Here is a 16,776-nt window from a genome sequence, read left to right on the forward strand (position 1 = left end):
ATGGGAGAGTGGGGATGAAAAACCTGATTGCGACGATCTTCTGCTTGCTGGCCCTTACGGCGTGTGGAGATGGGGCGGCAAAGGACGTCACCTTTACCGTCACCGGCGTGCATAAAAAAGGGGACGTCGATATTGTCGCCAATGCCCTTGGTACGTTTCGCAAAAGCTGCGGGCCGCTGTTCAAAAGTTGGGGTGACGTCACCGGCGCGCGGGCGACCCTGCGTGAGTCCGCTAAGGGGAGCGTTCCAAATAAATTTGGCTGGAAAAAGTATCTCACCGTCGAAATTGACGTGACCGACGATCCGAAAACGATGATCAGAAGCGCGGCGTACCAGACACTTTTTTACTTTCTGGGCAGCGGCGTGGACACGGGGATCCAAGCGACGAAAAAGCCCGCTCGAATTTTGTGCAACATCAATGAGACAGGCTTTCGGCGCGTTCCCGCACTGAGACCAATGCGCACCTTGTCGGCTTATAATTGAGACGCAGTTTTTCACCCCGCTCCCCCCATCACCAGCCCGGCATCGACATTGATTCCAAAATTAGGATTATCGCTTTTGAGCGCCTTGACATGCGGGCGGCCATCGCTGTCGATCTTGATGTGCAGCTCACCGCCAACGGTGGCGTGTGCAGCGCTGTGCCGGCCCCTATAAGCACTCGTGAAACTAGGTGTCGTATCCGATTTATTAACATTGGTCGTCGTCACGGCGGCGGAAATCCCCAACCGTTTTTTGACCCAATCGGGTATCATCCGGGTCAACCCGGCTATTGCATTGGACAACCATGTCGTCAACGCGCGCCATTTGGCGACGACGCCATCGACGAATCCGCCAATCCACTTTACCCCGACGGAAACCATGTTAGTGCCAAGGAGATATTTAACCAGCGACATCATGCCGCTGTAAAAAACAGCCTCGATCTCGGCCCCTATTTTTTTGACGAATGCCGTCACGGCGCCCCATTTTCGCCACAGCAGAACCAGGGCCGCGATCACGGCCAGGATGCCAATGACGACCCATGATATTGGGTTGGCCAACAGCGCTGCCGTCCAGGCCCATGTGGCCGTCACGGCGCCCCAGATCGATCCGGCAAGGGATGCGATGACGGGGATTCCGATTGACAGGCCATAAAACCCCATTCCCAACTGCCCGATAACCATCAGGAGAGGTCCGACGACAGCGAGGATCAATGCGAGGACGGAAACGAATCTGAACATCATCGGGGACGATTTCGAGAGGGCGCTTATCCACCTCGTGAGTCCCTTGACCATGTCTGTGAACCATCGAAGTAAACCGGCGTCAGCGAGTGTTAATTGCAACCCTTCGAACGCCGATGTAAGGCGGCGCAATTCACCTGTCGCGCCTTTCATTTGCGCTTCGGATACCTTTTTGGCAATGCCGCCTGACGTCTCCAAGGATTTAGTGAGGTTATCCAGCGCCGGCGCGCCTTCCTTCGCCAGCGCCTGGAATGCGGGACCGGCGCGATCCCCAAAAATCGTCATCATTTCAGCGATGCCCGCGCCATGACTGTTGAGCTCTTGAATCACTTTCGAGAGCGAGACAATGCCGCCTTCCGAGGTTTTGATATCGCTTTTTTTGATGCCGAGGCGACTTAAAACCTTTTGCGCCTCCCGCGACGGGTTGAGTAATCTCGACAGCGCCCCGCGCAGCGCCGTTCCGGCCATTGATCCTTGATATCCGGCGCTACCCATTAACCCCAATGCAGCGGCGGCTTCTTCGAATTTAATTCCCGCTCCCTTGGCGACCGAACCGGAATATTTTAACGCCACTCCCAGCTGCTGTAGGTCGGTGTTTGACGATGTGAAGGTCTTCACCAAGACGTCGTTAATTCGCCCGATACTTTCCGCCTTAAAACCATACCCCGACATAATGTTGGTGACGGTATCGGCGGCCTGGCCCAGGTCCATTTGCGCCGATGCGGCCAATTGCAAGGTCCCTGGCAGAGCCGCAATAATCTTTTCCGTCTTAAACCCGGCCATGGCGAGAAATCCCATGCCCTCGGCGGCTTGGGTCGCCGAGTATTGGGTGGTTTTCCCAAGGTTGCGCGCTTGCGCACGCAGGCGGTTGAAGTCCCCTCCCGTGGCATTGGTGAGCACCCCGACGCGGTTCATCGATTGTTCGAATTGCGCCGCCGAACGGATCGTCAGCGCGCCCAACCCGACGATCGGCGCGGTCATTTTCAGCGACATGGATTTTCCCACATCGCCGATTTTACGCGATGCGTTGCGCACATGTTCGAGCCGCCGCGCCGTCGCTTCCGCCGCCTGCCCGGCCTGTCGCATACTCGCCTGAATTTGACGCGTTGCGCGCCGAAGTGTAGACGACATTCTGTCTACGGCCTCAAACCGAAAGCGTGCTGTCATGTCGCTCATTGATTGTCCTCAGTTCGCGATGCCAACGCACCGCGTCGATCAGATCGAGATTCCAAATGTCATCGGGCGCGAAGTGGTACCCGAACGCCAATTCCCCCGCCAGCGCCCACGGGTCGGCGGGGACCCCGCCTAACTTTTGGGTTTCGGAAAAAAACCCTCGATCACCAAACTCAGTCCTTCCAGATCGGCTAGATCAAGTTCTCCGACCTCGACCTTACTTAAACCCGAGAGGCGTTGGATCAACGTTTCCAGCGTATCGCCTTCAAGCGTTTCCAACGCCTTCAGGTTGAGGCCGCGAAGATCCTTGAGCTTGGCGCGGCGCAGGGTGACGGTTTCGATGTTTTCCTCGCGCACGCCGCCACTCCCGGTCAGGGTGCGCACAATCGGGTACTGAAGCCGGACGGTATTATCGTTAAGCAACTTTCATCTCCTCCATCACCGGGCCGAAAAACTCCAGTTCGACTTTGTCGTTTTTGATGTGTGGTACGGCTTTGAGGACGTAGTGGTTTCCGACATAGGTCTGGCCGGTGTCGAGCTCGCAGGTTAGGGTGACGTCGGTCCAGGCGGCCATTTTCGCCGTGCTGTCGCCCGCGCCCCAGTCGATATTGCACTTGACCTCGCCCGCCTTGAGTTGTTCGGACCAGTGGCCGGGGTGATTGCCGTTTTCCTTGTCGGTGCGTTCCGGGCCGCCGACGTAAATTTCGGCGTCGGGGTGGCTTTCGATGACGTCGCCATCGACCTTGATCGTGACCCTGCCGACTTTTTTGTTGGGATTCATGTCTCAGCCCTCCTTACAGGCGAAATTGAACTTTGCCCGCGAAGACGCGGAACTGGTTGACGACGTCGGGCGGGATCAGGGCGTTGACGCGGTTGACGTCGCCGGCGTCGCGCTCGACGACCAGGTCCGCCTTGAACTGCGCCATGCCTTCGGCCAGCCCCGCGTTTTCCCAGTCCTTGAACAGGGCGATCAGCTCGGCGCGGATCACGGACGGGGTGACGATCGCCTGGCCGGCGCCATATTCCGTGCCGTCCGACGCCAGTTTGTGGCGGGGGAACTTGGAGACGATGCGCGCGCGCACCGAGTAACGCAGATAGGCCAGCGTCTTGATCGTGGTCAAGTCGAGGTACGACGGGTCGGCGATGCCCGCCGCGTTGGTTTCGTACGTCGTGATCGCCCGTTCGATCAACACCCGCCCGCCGTCATCGACGCGGAAAGTGGAGACGCCGTCGAACAGCAGCAAATTGCGTTCCTCCAGCGTGAAACGCTGGCCGGCGTCGGGGGCCATGACGCCGGCCAGCGCCAGGGTTTGCAGCGGGCGCGCCGGGTCGATCCGGATGTGGAAAGCGGCGACGGCGCAAAGCGCGGCGGACCACGCCCACGGCGCGGACGGGCTGCCCGTCGCCGCGATGATGGTTAGGTGTTCGGAATTTCGCGCATTGCCCAAGGTGGTCAGCGCGGCGTGGGTTCCGGTGGCGGCGGCGTAAGCGTGGCCGTCCATCATCACCAGGGGACCGGCGCGGCGGGCGAGCTCGCTTTCCAACGCCGTCAGGTTGGCGGCGTCGGTGTAGGGCATGGCGATGTCGGTGTACCAGGCGTCGCCGAAGGCGGCGATCGCGCCTGCGATATCGGGGTTGGTCGCCCCGCCCGCCATCGCCGTGATGACGGCGGTCAGCCCGGTGGGCAGCGCCTCGCCGAAATTATAATTAACGCGCAGGTCGATGTCGTTGCCCGCAGCGCCCGCGCCCCGCGCGGTGATGTCCACCTGCGCCAATGTGACGGCGTTGACGGCGGCGGTGACCGGCAGATCGGTCGCGGCGTTGATGGCGGCGGCGGTGGCGGTGGCGACCGCGGCCGGGGTGTCGGCGGCCCCGACGCCGATGCGCACGCGCTGGCCCGCGATGTATAAATTGATCGTTCCCGCAGCGCCGAGGGCGCCGCCGAACAGGATTGATCCGGCGGCGGGCGCGGCGGCGACGTCGTCATCCAGCGCGATCGCCCAACTTTCCGTCCAGGTGTTGGCGGCTTTGAGGGCGCGGAACTGGAGGTGCGCCATCGAGCCGCGCCCGAAGGCGGCCTCGGCGGCGGCCTCGTCCAGGATTTGCACCGGGGTCAACGCGGGCTGGGTTCCGGCGGCCAATTTTTGACCGATGACCAAAATCCGCGACGGCATCCCGGGCAGGCCGCGCACGGCGGCGCTGTTGTCGAATTCCAGATATGCGCCGGGCGTGCGCAGATCGATGGGGATTTGGTTGAAGGAAATCATTTGCCGGACTCCTTAGCTTTGGCAGGGGCTTTGGTGGGGGCCTTTGTGGGGGCCGGGGCGGGCTTGGCGGCGTCGCCGTCGGCGATTTCGAAGGGTTTTTCGATCGCGGCGGATTTCGCCACGTCGCCGGCGCGAAGACGGCGCCGCCAGTACGGATCGGCGGCGTCAACGTCCGCGCCGGTGGGCGGAAGATGGCCGCCCTTGGGATCGCGGACCTTGAGCCCGGCGGTGGGAATAATGTGGACGGTTTTGGCGGGGGGCATCGTTAGATCTCCAAATTGGTCAGGGTGTCGGCGGCGTCCGGGGTCGCGGCGGGCAGCGGCGGGGCGACGTTGCCGTGGGGCGGGATGTCCCAATCGGCGTGGAAGGTGGAAAATGCGCCCAGCGCACCGGCATCGACGGCGCGCGGGTTTTCGTCGTAGGACGTGTGCAGTTCCAGGGCGTAGATGCTGGCGTCCTTGTTTTGCAGGATTGAGCGCACCGCGCCCGGGCGGATGGGATCGATGGCGAGGCCAAGGTCCCGGCCGTCCAACAAGGCGCGAATATCCTCAAGCATTTGGTAGGTGCCGACCTTGCCGCCCGCGCCGCGCCTCTGGGCCGCTTCGTTGCGGCGGTTTTTTTGGCAGAGGAAGACGGTGAACGCCGGTCGGTGGCGGGTCTTGCCGCCGGGGCCGTCCTCGGGCCGGGGCTCGCCGCCGTACATGACGAAGACGGCGGGGAACGATTGGGTGGCCTGGCGCAGGTTCGCGCCGCCCAGTTGATCGCCGTAGCTTTCCACCGCGCGCGGGGTCCACCCCAACGCGCCGGCGGCAACCGCGGCGGCGACGCGGTCGATGATCGCCTGTTCGATGGCCCCGATCATTGGATCGCCTCCGCCAGATAGTCATCGACGATATGGCCGATCTCGCGTTCGTCACCGGCCGACAGGCCCAGGTACGGTCGCGCCGGGATGGTCGCGGCGTGGCCCCGCCCGGCCCGCCCGCCGGCCTGCTGGATCGCGGCATAGATCACGTTGGTGCCGACCTCGACCGCGTCACGACCGGGGTCGTGGGTGACCGACGTCATCAAGCGTCCGCTATTGATTAGGGTCTTGCCGCCTTCGCTGAGGGCGCGGATCGACGGCGTCCAGGGCGCGCCGGTGGGATCGACGCCGTTTTCGAATCGATCGATGGTGGAGGCGACCAGCATCGATCCGATCTCGTCCATCAACGGCGTCATGTCGGCCACGCGGGCGGCGAGGCGTTTAAAACGCGCGTCGATGGCGGTGAGATCGCGGGTGTCGATATGGATGGCGACGCCGGTCATCAAAAGCCCCCCATGCTGTCTTTGTTAAAGACCGCCGCCGGGCCGGCGATGGCGGGCGCGCCGGTGGTGTCGGCGGCGGGCTCCGCCCCTGCGATATCCAATTCGGCGACGCCGCGCGAGATATCGCGCAGCAGGGCGATGGCGTCCTTATAAGCAGCGGTGACCTCGTCCAGCGGCGCGTCCTTGTATAAATGTTTGCGCGCGATATCGCAGGCGACCTTGACCAACAGGGCGGGCGTGGCGATCAGCGGCAGGTCGTAGCGCACCGCGATGTAGCCGTCGATGGCGGCGTCGGCGTCGGCCAGCGCGCCGGCGAGCACTTGGGCGTCGATCGCGCCCAGCGGCGGGTCGGCGCGATCGGTCAGCTCGATCAGCTCCTGCGCACCAAAACGGTCGATCATGTCTTGCGCGGTTGCGTAGGTCACACGGATGGTTCCTTATATATAAGAGAGTCCTCGGGCGGGCGGGGCGGCGTCCGCCCGAGGAAGTTTTAGGCTTTTGCGAAACGATCCACCGCCCGGACCGTTTCGGCCTCTGGGTTATTCCTTCGGCGGTTTGCCCGCTTTTGCGCCCGGCGCCTTTCCGTCCGGCGAGGGCGTGTTCGGGGTCGGGGTCGTGACGGGCTCCAGGCGTCCGGCGGCGACGTGGGCCGCGGCGGCGGCCTCGTCGATATCGACGGTGTCGCCGTCGGCGTACAATTTGCCGTCCATCAGCAGGGGCATGTCGCCCTTTAAAAGGTATTTTTTCGTGGTCATGATCCGGTCTCCCTTACACCACTGCATCCTGGATGAAGCACCCGGCGCGGTTGGCGATGGCCAGCTCCTTGACCGTCTCGCCGGCGCGCACCGAGACCCCGCCGCGCAGGCCGATGTCGAGGTCCTTGGTCCCCGCGACGCGATCGCCGTACTGGGCGGTAAAACCGAAAGTGACGCCGCCGCCGGTGTTGACCGTCCGGTCGATAAAGACGCCCGCGATATGGTTGCCCCAGACGCGGGCGATCCCCGCGGGCTGGCCGGGCTTGGCGAGGTTGACGCGCGAGGCCCCGACCAAAATTTGATCGACCTCGAACAGGTCGGCCATGGCCTGGCGCGACGCCATACCCTTGTCGCCGCCGTTGTGGTTGATCGCCTTGAGGATATCGGGGTGCCGGCGGGTGACCGACCAGGAGCGTTGACCGAAGACCAGTTTGTTCGGCCGCATGAAGCAAGCGTCGAGCATGTCGGTAATCTGCCCGATCGGATCGGAATTGACGAAGTCGGAAAACTGGCTGGTTCCGGCCAGTTGGATTTTATTGGCGGCGTTGTAACTCGCCGCGTTGAAGACGATGTCGCGGGCGCGCAGCTCACGGTCGAGGACGACGATGTTGGTCGCCCGTTCGGCGGCCTGCTTGCGGGGGTCGAAGCCCTTTCGGTCGGCCTCGGCGATGGTGTCGTTGTCGAGCGGCACGGCGATGCCGAAATCGGTGCACTCGGCGGTGGCATCCTGGCCGTCGATCTCGACCATGTTCGGGCTGGACCGCCGCCCGATGCGCGTGTCGGGCACGGCGAAGGCGTCCGCCTCGTTATAGATCTGGTAGCCGAATTTCAGCCCGCCGACCTTGACGCGGGGCAACACGTCGTCGGCGATCAGGCTGGCGTCGGGGTTGTGGTAGGCGACGGCGATCGCCGTCAGGACGGGGTCTTCGGTGTATTGGGTGTACGTGGGCATGGATTTTTCCTTTTGCTGGGTCAGGCGACGCCGGGGGCGATCAAAATGCCGCCGATGTCGCCGGCGACGCCGCCGACCATGGCGATGCCGATGATGCGCTCGCCGGTGGCCGCCGACGTGGTGGCGTTCTGGGTGTAGGCGGCGGCGGTGTTTTCCGTGTGGGTGTGGCGCGCGGCGGCGACGGCGGCCCCGGTGGCGTCGGTCGTCACCAGGTCGCCCTGGGCGATCGCGCCGCCGAAATCGACATCGACGACGCCGCTAAAAATCACGTCGATGCGATCGCCGGGCAGCGCCGCGCCGCGCGCGCCGGTGACGCCGATGAGCGTATCCGTGGCGGCGGCGGCCTGTTCGACCGCGCCCGCGGCGGCGGCGAACTTGACGATGCGCCGGGGCAAAATGGCCGCGGCGGCGGTGTAATTTTTGATCAATCCCAAGTCCATCACTTGGCTCCTTTCATAACGTGATCGACGGCGTCCGAAGTGCTGACGGTGACGCCCTTGCCCGCCATCTCGATCTGATAGGCGCGCGCGGCGATGGCGATTTCGCCCGTCTTCACGCCGCGCGGGGCGTCGCCCGTGGCGGCGCCGGGGGCGACGATGACCGGGGCCTTGCCCGCGAATTCCTTGAAGCTGGCCAAGTCCTTTTTGGCCAACGCCAACGCCCAGTCCTTGTTGGCGGGCGTGATCTTGCCCGCCGCCATCGCTTTTTGAACGGCGCCGGCGGCGTCTTTTTCCGCCAGGTCGTCTTGCAACGCCTTCAAGGCGGCGCTTTGTTCGCGAAAGGCCGCCACCGAGACGAATTGGCTCGGGTCGGGCCGCGCGGTGGCGGTGGCGACGTTACCGTCCTTTAGGGCGGCCACGGCGGCGGCGATGTCTTCGGGCCGGGCGTCGCCCTCCAATTCCAGTGCGGCGGCGGTCGCGGCGATGACGCCGACGTTTTGGGCGTTGGCGGCGGCCAGCGCCGTGGCGGCGGCGATGATGGCGGGGCCGTCGGCGTCGGCGCTGGCCGCATGGGGCAGGCCGAGCGCCGCGGCGAGCGCCTTGAGGTGTTCTTCGTCCATAACTTGGGGAGGCATAACTTGGGGTCCTTTCGTTTGGGCGCCCGCGAGGGCGGGCAGGTCGTGGATGGCGGGATTGTTGGTCAGGGCGGCGCGGATGATCCGCCGAACGTCGCCTTTTTTGTCGATCTCGAACGTCGGGCTCAGGTAGCGGTATTCTTTGGCCGCGAGGTGGGCGCGGGCGCGGTCGGTCCATTCGACCCGCGCCCAGACGCCGTCGGGCCGCCCCTCGATCCGTTTGATCCAACCGGCGGCCGGCGCGGGCTGGCCGTTTTTGGGGGAAAAATCCGTTTGATGCTCGTAGTCGATGACCAGGTCGATCGCCGCGTCGCTGGCGGCGGCGACGGCGGCGGGATCGGCCACGCGCCATTTACGCCCATCGGCGGCGTCGATCGCGCCGGCGGGCATCAATTTAATCCAGTCCGGCGCGCCGTCCGGGATCCGGCTGGCGCAGGTGGCGTAAATGGCGGACATATTCTCGCGTCCTCGTGGCTGGTTGATAAAGGGTTGCCTCGCTTGGCTGTTGGTGGCAGCTTATGGGGATGCGGCGCGGCCGTCCCCCCGGACAATTGTCAGGGGGGGCCGAAGCCCGGGTGTCAGGGGACCGACCCGCAAAACCGATCCCACCCCCGCCATAGAAAAGCCCACCATAAACATCCCACCCGCCACGAACGGCGCACCGCTTGCGGGCGTATGTGCCCGATTGCCGGGCCATTTAAGGGGGCATTTAATGGGTCATGGGGTGGCGCGGCGGGGTTGGTCGCTCAAACCCCCGTAAAGGGCCTGACGGGGCGAATTTTCGTGGAAGTGGATTTTGGGGGGGATTGGGGCTATAATCTGAGAACGCGCGGGCGACGCGGTGAACCTCCCAGCCGTAACACGGTCACAGCATCGCCTGGAACCGGAGTGCTATGTGAGGGACTTGGGAGTCCTCACCCCGCGCGTCACTTCCCCTTAAAATCCTCGGGCCAATCCCTGATGACCTCGCCCCTTGTGGTGACGCGCTTGACGTCATCCATATTCGCGCGGCGGAAGCTGAGCAGGAACATGGCCTTCCCGGTTTGAGTCGTCTTCATCGCGGCGTAGTACAACTGGCCTGCCTGGTGATGGAGCGCCAAGGTGCGCTTTCCGTCCTGCACCACGCGCCCGAGCGCCATGATGTTGGGGAGTACGCGATACTCATCGACCGTGAGCTCCGGGTGGCTGTCCAGCTGCTTGAGCATTGTGTCCCGGCTCAAGTCCACCCGGCGCACGGTCGCGCCGATCGCGTTGGCCAGAGTGTCGTCGACATAGCCCACCGGGAATGTCCCGTCCGTCCGGCCCTTCAGGAAATTTTCGAAGTCCGGCTGCTGCACGGCCAAGCGTGCGGACTCGTGGCCGATGGCGGGCATTCGGTATTTCGCCGGGTCGATAGGCGTGCGCTGAGCGGCCTTGCCGACATTGTAATCGAATCCGGGGTCGATGCCGACGGGAACATGGGAGGTTTCGCCGGTGCGCGAATTGGTCCAGGGACGGGTCTGTGTTTTGGGCGGTGGGGAAACCCGGTGGCCAAAGCGTTTCAGATCGCGTTCGGACAGCTGCTGAACGGTGCATCGACAACGCCAGCCGTTGGGCGGGTAGTGGGTGGACCAAAACGGATCGTCCACCGGCCGCACGGTGCCGTTCCACGCCTTGTGCCGGGGCCGTGTGCGCCCGTCCATCACGGCGACGTAGCGCAAATACGGTCGCCGCGCCTTGACCCGTTCGATCCGTTGCCAATGACCGGCGGCGTAAGCCGTTCGCATGTTCATGTCGAAAATGATCTTGAGGCGGCGGTCGGAGCCCAACTGCGCCATTTTGACTTTCCCGGTCTTGGGGTCGGTCATCATTTTTTGACCCCACCATCCCTTGGCTTGCAGGATGGGGCGGATGTTTTTTTTAAAATCGTTCAGCGTGACGCCCTTGGCGATGGCGGCGTCTACCGCGCCGCGGATGTCCTCTAGGACGTCCAGGCGCACGACCTTGGCGACGGTCCAGGCGACGGCGTGTTCTTCTTTCAAGACATCCTGCCAAGCGAAGCCGACGGCATAGCCCTTGCGCTTAAAATAGGCGACCGCCTCCTTCGGGGGCAGGTCTTTGAATTTAATTTCCGCCATTTTTGGCCTTTAGGTCGGCGGCCTCGCCGCCCGCGAGGCGGGCCTGGAAGGTGGCGCGGGCCAGCTTTTCGGCGAGTGCGCCGGCGTCCATGCCGTCCAGCGCCCGGGCCAGGGTGGCGATCAGGTCGTCGTAACTTTTCGCGTTTTCGACGCGATCGATCAGCGGGCCGGTGATATCGTCGATCGCCGCCGCCCAATCGTCGCCGGCGGCCAGCTCGGCGATGAAGGTTTCGATGGCGTCGGGGGCGGCGGGGGCGGCGGGGCAATGTGGACGTCGCCGGCGGTTTCGCCCACGGCGACGGCCCTCGCCCAGGCGGACACGGACGGCCCGGGCGGCGCGGCGGATGGCGGGGCGGCGGCGGGCGCGGTGAGCACGTCGTCGGCGCCGTCGGGGCCGACAGGCCCAGTTTATCGCGGACTTGTTTGGCCGACACTTTGAGGCCGACCGGCACCAGCTTGGCGAGGCTGTCGGTCATCTGCGCAAGGTCGGTCTCGTCGGCGCGGCCGATCCTGATTTTGGGATAACGTTTTTGCGGTCCCTTGTTGAGATCGATCATCGGCCGGACGAGATCCCGGTTGAGCGTCGCGCTCAGCTCCTTGGCGTCGGCCCGTTCGATGTCGTCTTTAACCCCGCCGTGGACGCGGGCGGCGGCCAGCGATCCGCCCTTGACCTCCGTGGTCAGGGTCTGGCCCAGCACCGCCTTGGATATTTGCCGGTCGATCCAGTCGGCGAACTTTTCGAACATATCGACGTTGCCGGTGATTTTGGCCTCGATAAATTCCAGCTCCATCCCCTGGGGGATGATGCAGGCGGCGTCCGACGCGATGTTGGCCACCGCGCTTAGCAAAACCTCTTTTTCCTCTTTCGTCGCGTGCGCGCCATAGCGCCCGACGCGCAAGGGATGGCCGAAGCGTTCGGCGAAAATCACCCAATCGCGCACGTCGAAATTTTTAAACAGATATCCCCACGCGGCGGCGCGGGCCAGGCCGCCCCGGATCGGCAAGCCGGATTTGGCCTTGGTCCGGTGGCGGATGAATTTATAGGCCGCGAGCGGTTCAAGCGCGCCGCCCGCGCCGATCAGGCGCAGCGTCACCCCGTCCATGGGGTCGAAGCGGAACCACCTGGGGTCGCGCCAGATCAGGCGGGTGGGCGTCCACTGCCCGCCGCTGGTGTCCCACATGATCTCGGCAACGGAATAACCCTTGCCGACACTGTCCAAAATATCAAACAGCTCATCCTCCAACTCCTCGCGATCGAGCCAGCCGCGGATTAGATCGGCGTTGTCGAGATCGTCCTGGGTGTCGCCGCCGGGGATCACGGTTAACTCCAGCTGCGCGACCTGGCGCTTGCGGGTACCCAGCACGCCCAGGTAGTGCAGGTCCTTTTCTTCAATCTCCTCCGCCATCTCCAGGTAGCGCGTGGCGTCGCCCGTCTCGGCCTCGCGCAGGATCGCCGCCAGGCGGCCCGGCGTCAGGCCCTGGGCCGGGTGGCCGCCCTGGAGCCCACGCACCCCTTTGAGGGTCGGGGCGGACAACTCGCGGGCGAGGTCGCTTTTTTTCATCGGCCGGCCCCATTGATCGGTAAGCATCACCAAGCTCCTTTTGCGTTAAATCGCGCCCGCCCGACCAGACCGTCCGCCGCCCCGTCGCGCCCGGGCGGCGGCGCGGCGGTGTAGTCGTACTCCATGGCGTCCTGGCGGCTGGCGAAGTGCGCGAGCGCGCCCGCGATGGCGCTGTCGCCGTGGCGCCGGCCGCCTTGTTTGTCCTTGGTGCGGGCGTTCTCGGGGATACGGGCGACGCCCCGGTCCATGACGATGGCGCGGTGGTCGGCGAGGATGTCGGCGTCTTTTGGCAACGCGATCGCCCCGTCCTCGAACGCGGCCTTGTAGGGCGGCATGTTTTCCCGGTACCACTCGGCGGAAAGCATGACCTGATAGATGCGCCCCGCGCCGTAGCGCTGCATGGCGCGTTCCGCCAGATACTGGCCGTTGCCGCGCGCGTCGAACGCGCCCGCCCCGAAGCGCGGCAGCCGGTCGCAGATGTAATACAAAATCTGTTCTTGCTGCTTAAACGGAATGTTGCGCAATTCGACAACGAACGGCGTGCGCCGGATCAGCGATTGATCGACGGCCAGCGGCCACAACACGGTCAAGTCGCCGGACCGGCCGAAATCCTCGCCGATCACATGGCGCAGCGCCGGGTCCAGGTTTTCCAAAATCGGCGACAGTTCGCGCGCGCAAAAATCGCGGCACTCGGCCTCGCGCAGGTGGTCGGCAAGCTCGGCGAAGCCGGCGGGTTGTGCCCAACGCACCACCGGGGCGGCGGCGTCCATGCGCGCCTCGATCAGGGCGGCGGAAATAAATGTGCCCGACCCCTGGGCCGGGATGCAAAACAGTTCCTCGTCCGCGCCGTCGCCGTAAAAATTGATAATCTCGCCGCGCCACGCAGCCTCGGCTTCGGCCGACCAGGCCTTGCCCTGGGTCTCGCAGATGCGCTTGTAAAGACCGTCGGCCAGGGCGGCGTCGAAATCGGTACGGATCAGGCGGTAGTTTTTGCGCCCGGCGCGCACGTCGCCGACCAGGACGTTGAAGGCGCCCGCGTCGCCGTTGTGGGTCGAGCACACAACCACCTTGCCGCCCCAGATCAGCAGCGCGAAGGCGGCCTTAAGGACCTCGTCTAAATTGTCGTGGAACGCAGCCTCGTCCAAAATAACCAGGCCCTGCATGCCGCGCAGGGAGCGCGGGTTGGACGGTAGGGCGACGACCTCGAAACCGCTGGCGAATTTAATCCGAAAGGCGAGGACGTCCTTGCCTTCGTCCTTTATGACAATCTCCTCGACGGCGCGCGCGGCCTGGTCGAACAGCCCGGCCCACCAAGCGCAGGTGTCGATAAACTCCCGCGCCATCTCCAGGTTGTAGCCCATGTAAAAAACGTTCATGCCGCCCGCCGTCTTCGCGGCGGCGGCGTGCAGAACGGCGACGGCGGCCAGCGCCCAGGTCATGCCGATGCGCCGCGACTTTTCGATGACGACGACGGCCGACGCGAAAATGGCCGCCAGCGCCCGCTGCTGATAGGCCAAAAATCCCTTGACGGCGTCCATCACGCCGCCCCCAGGATGCCGTCGATGATAGCGGCCCTGGTTTCCTTGGTGATGCCTTGTTTTGTGGTCTCCTTGAGCACCGCCTTGACCCGCGCGGCGGCGTCCGCCTTGGCTTTTTTCTCGGCGTCCTCGCGGATTTTCATCTCGCGGTCGAGGTCGATTTTGTTGGCCCCCGCCAAGTCTTTCAGGGCTTTGGACAAGAAGGACAGGTCTTTTGTATCCAAACCGCCGTCATCGTCCATGCTCTCCATGCTCGCGGACAGGTGGTCGAAGACCAATGAGCGCAGGACCTCGACCAGCAAACGGCCCTGCTTTCCTTCGGTGATGTCGGGACCCAGGTCCTTGACCAGCGCCTCGGTCATGGCGCGGCTTTGGCGCAGCTTCGCGCCCATTTTTTCGACCTTCTTGACATGGCGGTGCAGCGCCGAGCGGGAGATGTCGTAGCCCCGCTCGCCCAGCCATTCCAAGAGGCCCATCAGGGTCATTTTTCCCGAGACGATCAGGCCGTCCAACGCCTTGCGGTCATCGTCTTCAAGGCCGGTCTGAATGGTGCTTTTTTGGCCCATTAAAGCCCCCTTTAACGGCGGGACGGGCGGGCGACGCCGGCGATGACGTCTTGGCGCGTCAGGTGCAGTTCGCCGCGCCGCGCCAGGTGCGCGACCCATAGGGCGCCGTCCGCGATTTGCTCGATATCGATCGCCAGCTCGTTTTGCAAAAATTGCAATTCGCCGCGCAATTCGGCGTCGTTAAGATTATGGCCGTAGGCGGCGAGCGCCTTTTGCACGACCCGCTCGTTGAGCGATCCGGCGCGGTCCTCGCCCAGCAGGCGTAGGATGACCAGACGGCGGTCCTGCCGGAAAACGTCCTTGACTACGCTCATATCTTCGCCCCTTTCATCTGCGCCTCGACCAATAAATTGAGCGGGCGTTCGACCCGTTCTAGGGATTCCTTGAACCCCGCCAGCCGCTCGTTGAGGATGCCGATTTCGCCGTCCATCTTGGTCATCTGTTGCAGTGCGCCGTGAAAATCGCGCGCGCCGGGCAGCGCGTCGATCCGCGCCTCCATCACCAGCGCGCGCTGGGTAAGGTCCTGGATCAGGGCGAGGTGGTCGTTTTTGACCGCCTCGATCTCCGAGCGGTTGGCGCGGTGGCGGCTCATCGCCCAAGTGTAGAGGGCGTTGACCACCATCCCCGCCAACACCAGGGTGTCGAGCCAAAACTTGGCGGCGACGAAATCCATCAGGCGCCCCCCTTGCTGCCCGCCATCAGGCGTTCGATCATGGCGTTTTTGCGCGAGCTGCCGGACGAGGAGCCGAAGTAGTACGCGCCTATCTGCGTCACCAACGTGCCCAGCGCCCCCAGCATGATGGCCAGCGGCTGCATGGCGTCAGATGGTATGGGGACGAAGATCATCGCGCCCAGGATTCCAAAAAAACCCGCCAGCGCGGCGAGCGCGATCAGGGCGGGCATTTTGTCCTTGGTTTCGACCTGGCGCTGTCGCGCGCTGTCGCGGTCGCGCGCGGCGAGGGATTCCATTTCGATGTCCAATTCGCGCATGTGCGCGGCGAAATCGGACTCGGCTTTTTTAAGCGCCACAAGCTGCTGCGGCGTGGCCCCGGCGATGGCGGCGGCGGCGGCCTTGGGGTCGTCCGACGGCGCGCCCAAAATGGCGCCGGTAATGGTGCGCGCGGCGATCCCGCCGAAGGGGCCGCCGATGGCGGCTCCCAGGGCGGGGGCGACGGTCGCCAATATGCCCTTCGCGGCGTCCCAAATATCGGGTCCACTCATGCGTAGGCCCTCCTGAGCCAACCGGTGCGGTAGATTTCCAGCTTGGGCTTTTCCGCGATCAGGGTGCGGTAAAAGCCCGCCGCCTCCGATCGCGTCGCGGCCACCACCTGCATCGGCGGCAGGCCGGCGATGGCGGCGCGGGTCTTGGGTCCGAGGACGCCGTCGTCGGTCAGGTTCGCCTCGCAAGCGCGCGCGGCGCGCTGCAACAATTTGTGCGCCTGGCGCGGCCCCATGTTGACGGCCAAGTCGAACACCTTCGGCCCGACGAAAGGCGGCAGGTCGCCGTACCCGTTCGGCGTCCAAAAATGGTCGCGATAGATTTCGATCGCGGCGCCGCGCGTCATGGCGCGGATGTCGTGGGCGTCGATATCGCCGTCACGGTCAAAGTCAAAGTCGGAAAATCCGTCGCCGTCGGTATCGACCGCGTGGATCGAGAGCAGATACCTCAGCGAGATTCCGTAATGGGTCGCCCCGCCCGGATCGTTGGGGTCGGCGGAAAATCCGCCCTCGTGTTTAAGGACGGTTTCGACGGCGGCGGTGAAGGCTTTGTCTTCCATGCCGCGAGGATATGGCGGCGGGCGCAACAAAGCCCCCGTGACAAATGTCAGGGGGGCGGGGTGTCAGGGGGCGCCCGCCGTCCGGCGATTGTGCGCCGATTAGCCGCCCGCGTCAAACAGCGGCAACGGGCGGCGCAACCGGCGGCGGATACGGCGCACCGTGCGCGTGGACATATCGCACGACAGCGCCACCGTCACCGCCGACGCGCCCTTATCGGACATCGCGGCGGCGGCCGCGCGGCGCGCCGCGGGGCCGCGCAGGGCGGCCATCGGTATCGCCAGGCGGCCATGGCCGATTTCCCGCGCGATGGCGCGCGCGGCGTCGAGGCCGACGATCCGCGCCAACTGGCAATCGGGATGCGGGTTTTTGGGAACCTCGATCTCGGTCCCGCCGCGCGCCCGGGCCAGCGCCAGCGCCGCGCCGTCGCCGGCGACGGCGGCGATCTCAGCCAGGATGCCGGGGAGGTTCATA

Annotated in this window: 22 protein-coding genes; 1 reads left to right on the forward strand and 21 read right to left on the reverse strand. The window is 64.6% G+C overall.

Annotated features, from left to right (window positions below; all coding sequences use genetic code 11):
* Window positions 1-14: 14 nt before the first annotated feature.
* Window positions 15-482, forward strand: coding sequence for a hypothetical protein (locus P3M64_RS14090; RefSeq protein ID WP_132939037.1), 468 nt, complete (start codon window positions 15-17; stop codon window positions 480-482).
* An 11-nt stretch (window positions 483-493) separates the two neighbouring features.
* Here the strand turns inward: P3M64_RS14090 and P3M64_RS14095 are convergent, their stop codons facing one another.
* The 21 genes from P3M64_RS14095 to P3M64_RS14195 form a co-directional block, all read right to left on the reverse strand.
* Window positions 494-2,347, reverse strand: a complete 1,854-nt coding sequence (locus P3M64_RS14095) for a phage tail tape measure protein (RefSeq protein WP_165886312.1) — start codon at window positions 2,345-2,347, stop codon at window positions 494-496.
* A gap of 174 nt (window positions 2,348-2,521) precedes the next feature.
* Entirely contained in the window at window positions 2,522-2,812 is a 291-nt protein-coding gene (locus P3M64_RS14100) for a phage tail assembly protein (protein WP_132939035.1), read from the reverse strand.
* Window positions 2,805-3,170 (reverse strand): phage tail tube protein, encoded by a 366-nt coding sequence (locus P3M64_RS14105; protein ID WP_132939034.1) that lies wholly within the window; start codon window positions 3,168-3,170, stop codon window positions 2,805-2,807. The genes P3M64_RS14100 and P3M64_RS14105 overlap by 8 nt, the downstream gene beginning before the upstream one ends.
* A 13-nt stretch (window positions 3,171-3,183) precedes the next feature.
* The gene (locus P3M64_RS14110; RefSeq protein WP_132939033.1) at window positions 3,184-4,656 is read right to left on the reverse strand and encodes a phage tail sheath subtilisin-like domain-containing protein; all 1,473 of its coding nucleotides are present in this window, start codon (window positions 4,654-4,656) and stop codon (window positions 3,184-3,186) included.
* Window positions 4,653-4,919 carry a DUF2635 domain-containing protein gene (locus P3M64_RS14115; protein ID WP_132939032.1) on the reverse strand — a complete coding sequence of 89 codons (267 nt, stop codon included), beginning with the start codon at window positions 4,917-4,919 and terminating at the stop codon, window positions 4,653-4,655. Before P3M64_RS14115 ends, P3M64_RS14110 begins: the two co-directional genes overlap by 4 nt.
* Before the next feature lie 2 nt (window positions 4,920-4,921).
* Window positions 4,922-5,518, reverse strand: a complete 597-nt coding sequence (locus tag P3M64_RS14120) for a phage protein Gp37 (RefSeq protein WP_132939031.1) — start codon at window positions 5,516-5,518, stop codon at window positions 4,922-4,924.
* Window positions 5,515-5,961: a phage virion morphogenesis protein gene (locus tag P3M64_RS14125; RefSeq protein ID WP_132939030.1), complete on the reverse strand. Its 447-nt coding sequence runs from the start codon at window positions 5,959-5,961 to the stop codon at window positions 5,515-5,517. The genes P3M64_RS14120 and P3M64_RS14125 overlap by 4 nt, the downstream gene beginning before the upstream one ends.
* Complete coding sequence (locus tag P3M64_RS14130; protein WP_132939029.1) at window positions 5,961-6,386, reverse strand: gp436 family protein; 426 nt, start codon at window positions 6,384-6,386, stop codon at window positions 5,961-5,963. The genes P3M64_RS14125 and P3M64_RS14130 overlap by 1 nt, the downstream gene beginning before the upstream one ends.
* A gap of 114 nt (window positions 6,387-6,500) precedes the next feature.
* Window positions 6,501-6,716, reverse strand: a complete 216-nt coding sequence (locus tag P3M64_RS14135) for a hypothetical protein (RefSeq protein WP_132939028.1) — start codon at window positions 6,714-6,716, stop codon at window positions 6,501-6,503.
* 13 nt (window positions 6,717-6,729) lie between these two features.
* Complete coding sequence (locus tag P3M64_RS14140) at window positions 6,730-7,668, reverse strand: capsid protein (RefSeq protein WP_132939027.1); 939 nt, start codon at window positions 7,666-7,668, stop codon at window positions 6,730-6,732.
* Between the two features lie 20 nt (window positions 7,669-7,688).
* Window positions 7,689-8,108 carry a DUF2190 domain-containing protein gene (locus P3M64_RS14145; protein ID WP_132939026.1) on the reverse strand — a complete coding sequence of 140 codons (420 nt, stop codon included), beginning with the start codon at window positions 8,106-8,108 and terminating at the stop codon, window positions 7,689-7,691.
* A complete protein-coding gene (locus tag P3M64_RS14150) occupies window positions 8,108-9,199 on the reverse strand; it encodes a phage protease (protein WP_132939025.1) in 1,092 nt (363 codons plus the stop codon). The genes P3M64_RS14145 and P3M64_RS14150 overlap by 1 nt, the downstream gene beginning before the upstream one ends.
* A 470-nt stretch (window positions 9,200-9,669) precedes the next feature.
* The gene (locus P3M64_RS14155; protein ID WP_132939024.1) at window positions 9,670-10,860 is read right to left on the reverse strand and encodes a phage head morphogenesis protein; all 1,191 of its coding nucleotides are present in this window, start codon (window positions 10,858-10,860) and stop codon (window positions 9,670-9,672) included.
* A complete protein-coding gene (locus P3M64_RS14160; protein ID WP_276157036.1) occupies window positions 10,761-12,449 on the reverse strand; it encodes a DUF935 domain-containing protein in 1,689 nt (562 codons plus the stop codon). Before P3M64_RS14160 ends, P3M64_RS14155 begins: the two co-directional genes overlap by 100 nt.
* The gene (locus P3M64_RS14165) at window positions 12,449-13,960 is read right to left on the reverse strand and encodes a terminase large subunit domain-containing protein (protein ID WP_132939022.1); all 1,512 of its coding nucleotides are present in this window, start codon (window positions 13,958-13,960) and stop codon (window positions 12,449-12,451) included. Before P3M64_RS14165 ends, P3M64_RS14160 begins: the two co-directional genes overlap by 1 nt.
* Window positions 13,960-14,526, reverse strand: coding sequence for a phage protein Gp27 family protein (locus tag P3M64_RS14170; RefSeq protein WP_165886311.1), 567 nt, complete (start codon window positions 14,524-14,526; stop codon window positions 13,960-13,962). Before P3M64_RS14170 ends, P3M64_RS14165 begins: the two co-directional genes overlap by 1 nt.
* An 11-nt stretch (window positions 14,527-14,537) precedes the next feature.
* Entirely contained in the window at window positions 14,538-14,840 is a 303-nt protein-coding gene (locus tag P3M64_RS14175) for a VpaChn25_0724 family phage protein (RefSeq protein WP_132939020.1), read from the reverse strand.
* A complete protein-coding gene (locus tag P3M64_RS14180; RefSeq protein ID WP_132939019.1) occupies window positions 14,837-15,199 on the reverse strand; it encodes a DUF2730 family protein in 363 nt (120 codons plus the stop codon). Before P3M64_RS14180 ends, P3M64_RS14175 begins: the two co-directional genes overlap by 4 nt.
* Window positions 15,199-15,747, reverse strand: coding sequence for a hypothetical protein (locus P3M64_RS14185; RefSeq protein ID WP_132939018.1), 549 nt, complete (start codon window positions 15,745-15,747; stop codon window positions 15,199-15,201). The genes P3M64_RS14180 and P3M64_RS14185 overlap by 1 nt, the downstream gene beginning before the upstream one ends.
* On the reverse strand, window positions 15,744-16,331 hold the full coding sequence (locus P3M64_RS14190; RefSeq protein ID WP_132939017.1) for a glycoside hydrolase family 108 protein: 588 nt from the start codon (window positions 16,329-16,331) through the stop codon (window positions 15,744-15,746). The genes P3M64_RS14185 and P3M64_RS14190 overlap by 4 nt, the downstream gene beginning before the upstream one ends.
* Window positions 16,332-16,403: 72 nt before the next feature.
* Window positions 16,404-16,775, reverse strand: a complete 372-nt coding sequence (locus P3M64_RS14195) for a helix-turn-helix domain-containing protein (protein ID WP_132939016.1) — start codon at window positions 16,773-16,775, stop codon at window positions 16,404-16,406.
* Window position 16,776: the final 1 nt, after the last annotated feature.

The organism is Varunaivibrio sulfuroxidans (assembly GCF_029318635.1).
GTDB lineage: Bacteria > Pseudomonadota > Alphaproteobacteria > Rhodospirillales > Magnetovibrionaceae > Varunaivibrio > Varunaivibrio sulfuroxidans.

Excerpts from the sequence above, each read along its gene's own strand:
- P3M64_RS14135 (WP_132939028.1), bottom strand. The coding sequence starts at position 6,716 with ATGACCACGAAAAAATACCTTTTAAAGGGCGACATGCCCCTGCTGATG.
- P3M64_RS14110 (WP_132939033.1), bottom strand. The coding sequence starts at position 4,656 with ATGATTTCCTTCAACCAAATCCCCATCGATCTGCGCACGCCCGGCGCA.
- P3M64_RS14095 (WP_165886312.1), bottom strand. The coding sequence starts at position 2,347 with ATGTCGTCTACACTTCGGCGCGCAACGCGTCAAATTCAGGCGAGTATG.
- P3M64_RS14120 (WP_132939031.1), bottom strand. The coding sequence starts at position 5,518 with ATGATCGGGGCCATCGAACAGGCGATCATCGACCGCGTCGCCGCCGCG.
- P3M64_RS14155 (WP_132939024.1), bottom strand. The coding sequence starts at position 10,860 with ATGGCGGAAATTAAATTCAAAGACCTGCCCCCGAAGGAGGCGGTCGCC.
- P3M64_RS14150 (WP_132939025.1), bottom strand. The coding sequence starts at position 9,199 with ATGTCCGCCATTTACGCCACCTGCGCCAGCCGGATCCCGGACGGCGCG.
- P3M64_RS14090 (WP_132939037.1), top strand. The coding sequence starts at position 15 with ATGAAAAACCTGATTGCGACGATCTTCTGCTTGCTGGCCCTTACGGCG.
- P3M64_RS14180 (WP_132939019.1), bottom strand. The coding sequence starts at position 15,199 with ATGGATTTCGTCGCCGCCAAGTTTTGGCTCGACACCCTGGTGTTGGCG.
- P3M64_RS14175 (WP_132939020.1), bottom strand. The coding sequence starts at position 14,840 with ATGAGCGTAGTCAAGGACGTTTTCCGGCAGGACCGCCGTCTGGTCATC.
- P3M64_RS14140 (WP_132939027.1), bottom strand. The coding sequence starts at position 7,668 with ATGCCCACGTACACCCAATACACCGAAGACCCCGTCCTGACGGCGATC.
- P3M64_RS14165 (WP_132939022.1), bottom strand. The coding sequence starts at position 13,960 with ATGGACGCCGTCAAGGGATTTTTGGCCTATCAGCAGCGGGCGCTGGCG.
- P3M64_RS14115 (WP_132939032.1), bottom strand. The coding sequence starts at position 4,919 with ATGCCCCCCGCCAAAACCGTCCACATTATTCCCACCGCCGGGCTCAAG.
- P3M64_RS14170 (WP_165886311.1), bottom strand. The coding sequence starts at position 14,526 with ATGGGCCAAAAAAGCACCATTCAGACCGGCCTTGAAGACGATGACCGC.
- P3M64_RS14195 (WP_132939016.1), bottom strand. The coding sequence starts at position 16,775 with ATGAACCTCCCCGGCATCCTGGCTGAGATCGCCGCCGTCGCCGGCGAC.
- P3M64_RS14145 (WP_132939026.1), bottom strand. The coding sequence starts at position 8,108 with ATGGACTTGGGATTGATCAAAAATTACACCGCCGCCGCGGCCATTTTG.
- P3M64_RS14160 (WP_276157036.1), bottom strand. The coding sequence starts at position 12,449 with ATGCTTACCGATCAATGGGGCCGGCCGATGAAAAAAAGCGACCTCGCC.
- P3M64_RS14185 (WP_132939018.1), bottom strand. The coding sequence starts at position 15,747 with ATGAGTGGACCCGATATTTGGGACGCCGCGAAGGGCATATTGGCGACC.
- P3M64_RS14105 (WP_132939034.1), bottom strand. The coding sequence starts at position 3,170 with ATGAATCCCAACAAAAAAGTCGGCAGGGTCACGATCAAGGTCGATGGC.
- P3M64_RS14125 (WP_132939030.1), bottom strand. The coding sequence starts at position 5,961 with ATGACCGGCGTCGCCATCCATATCGACACCCGCGATCTCACCGCCATC.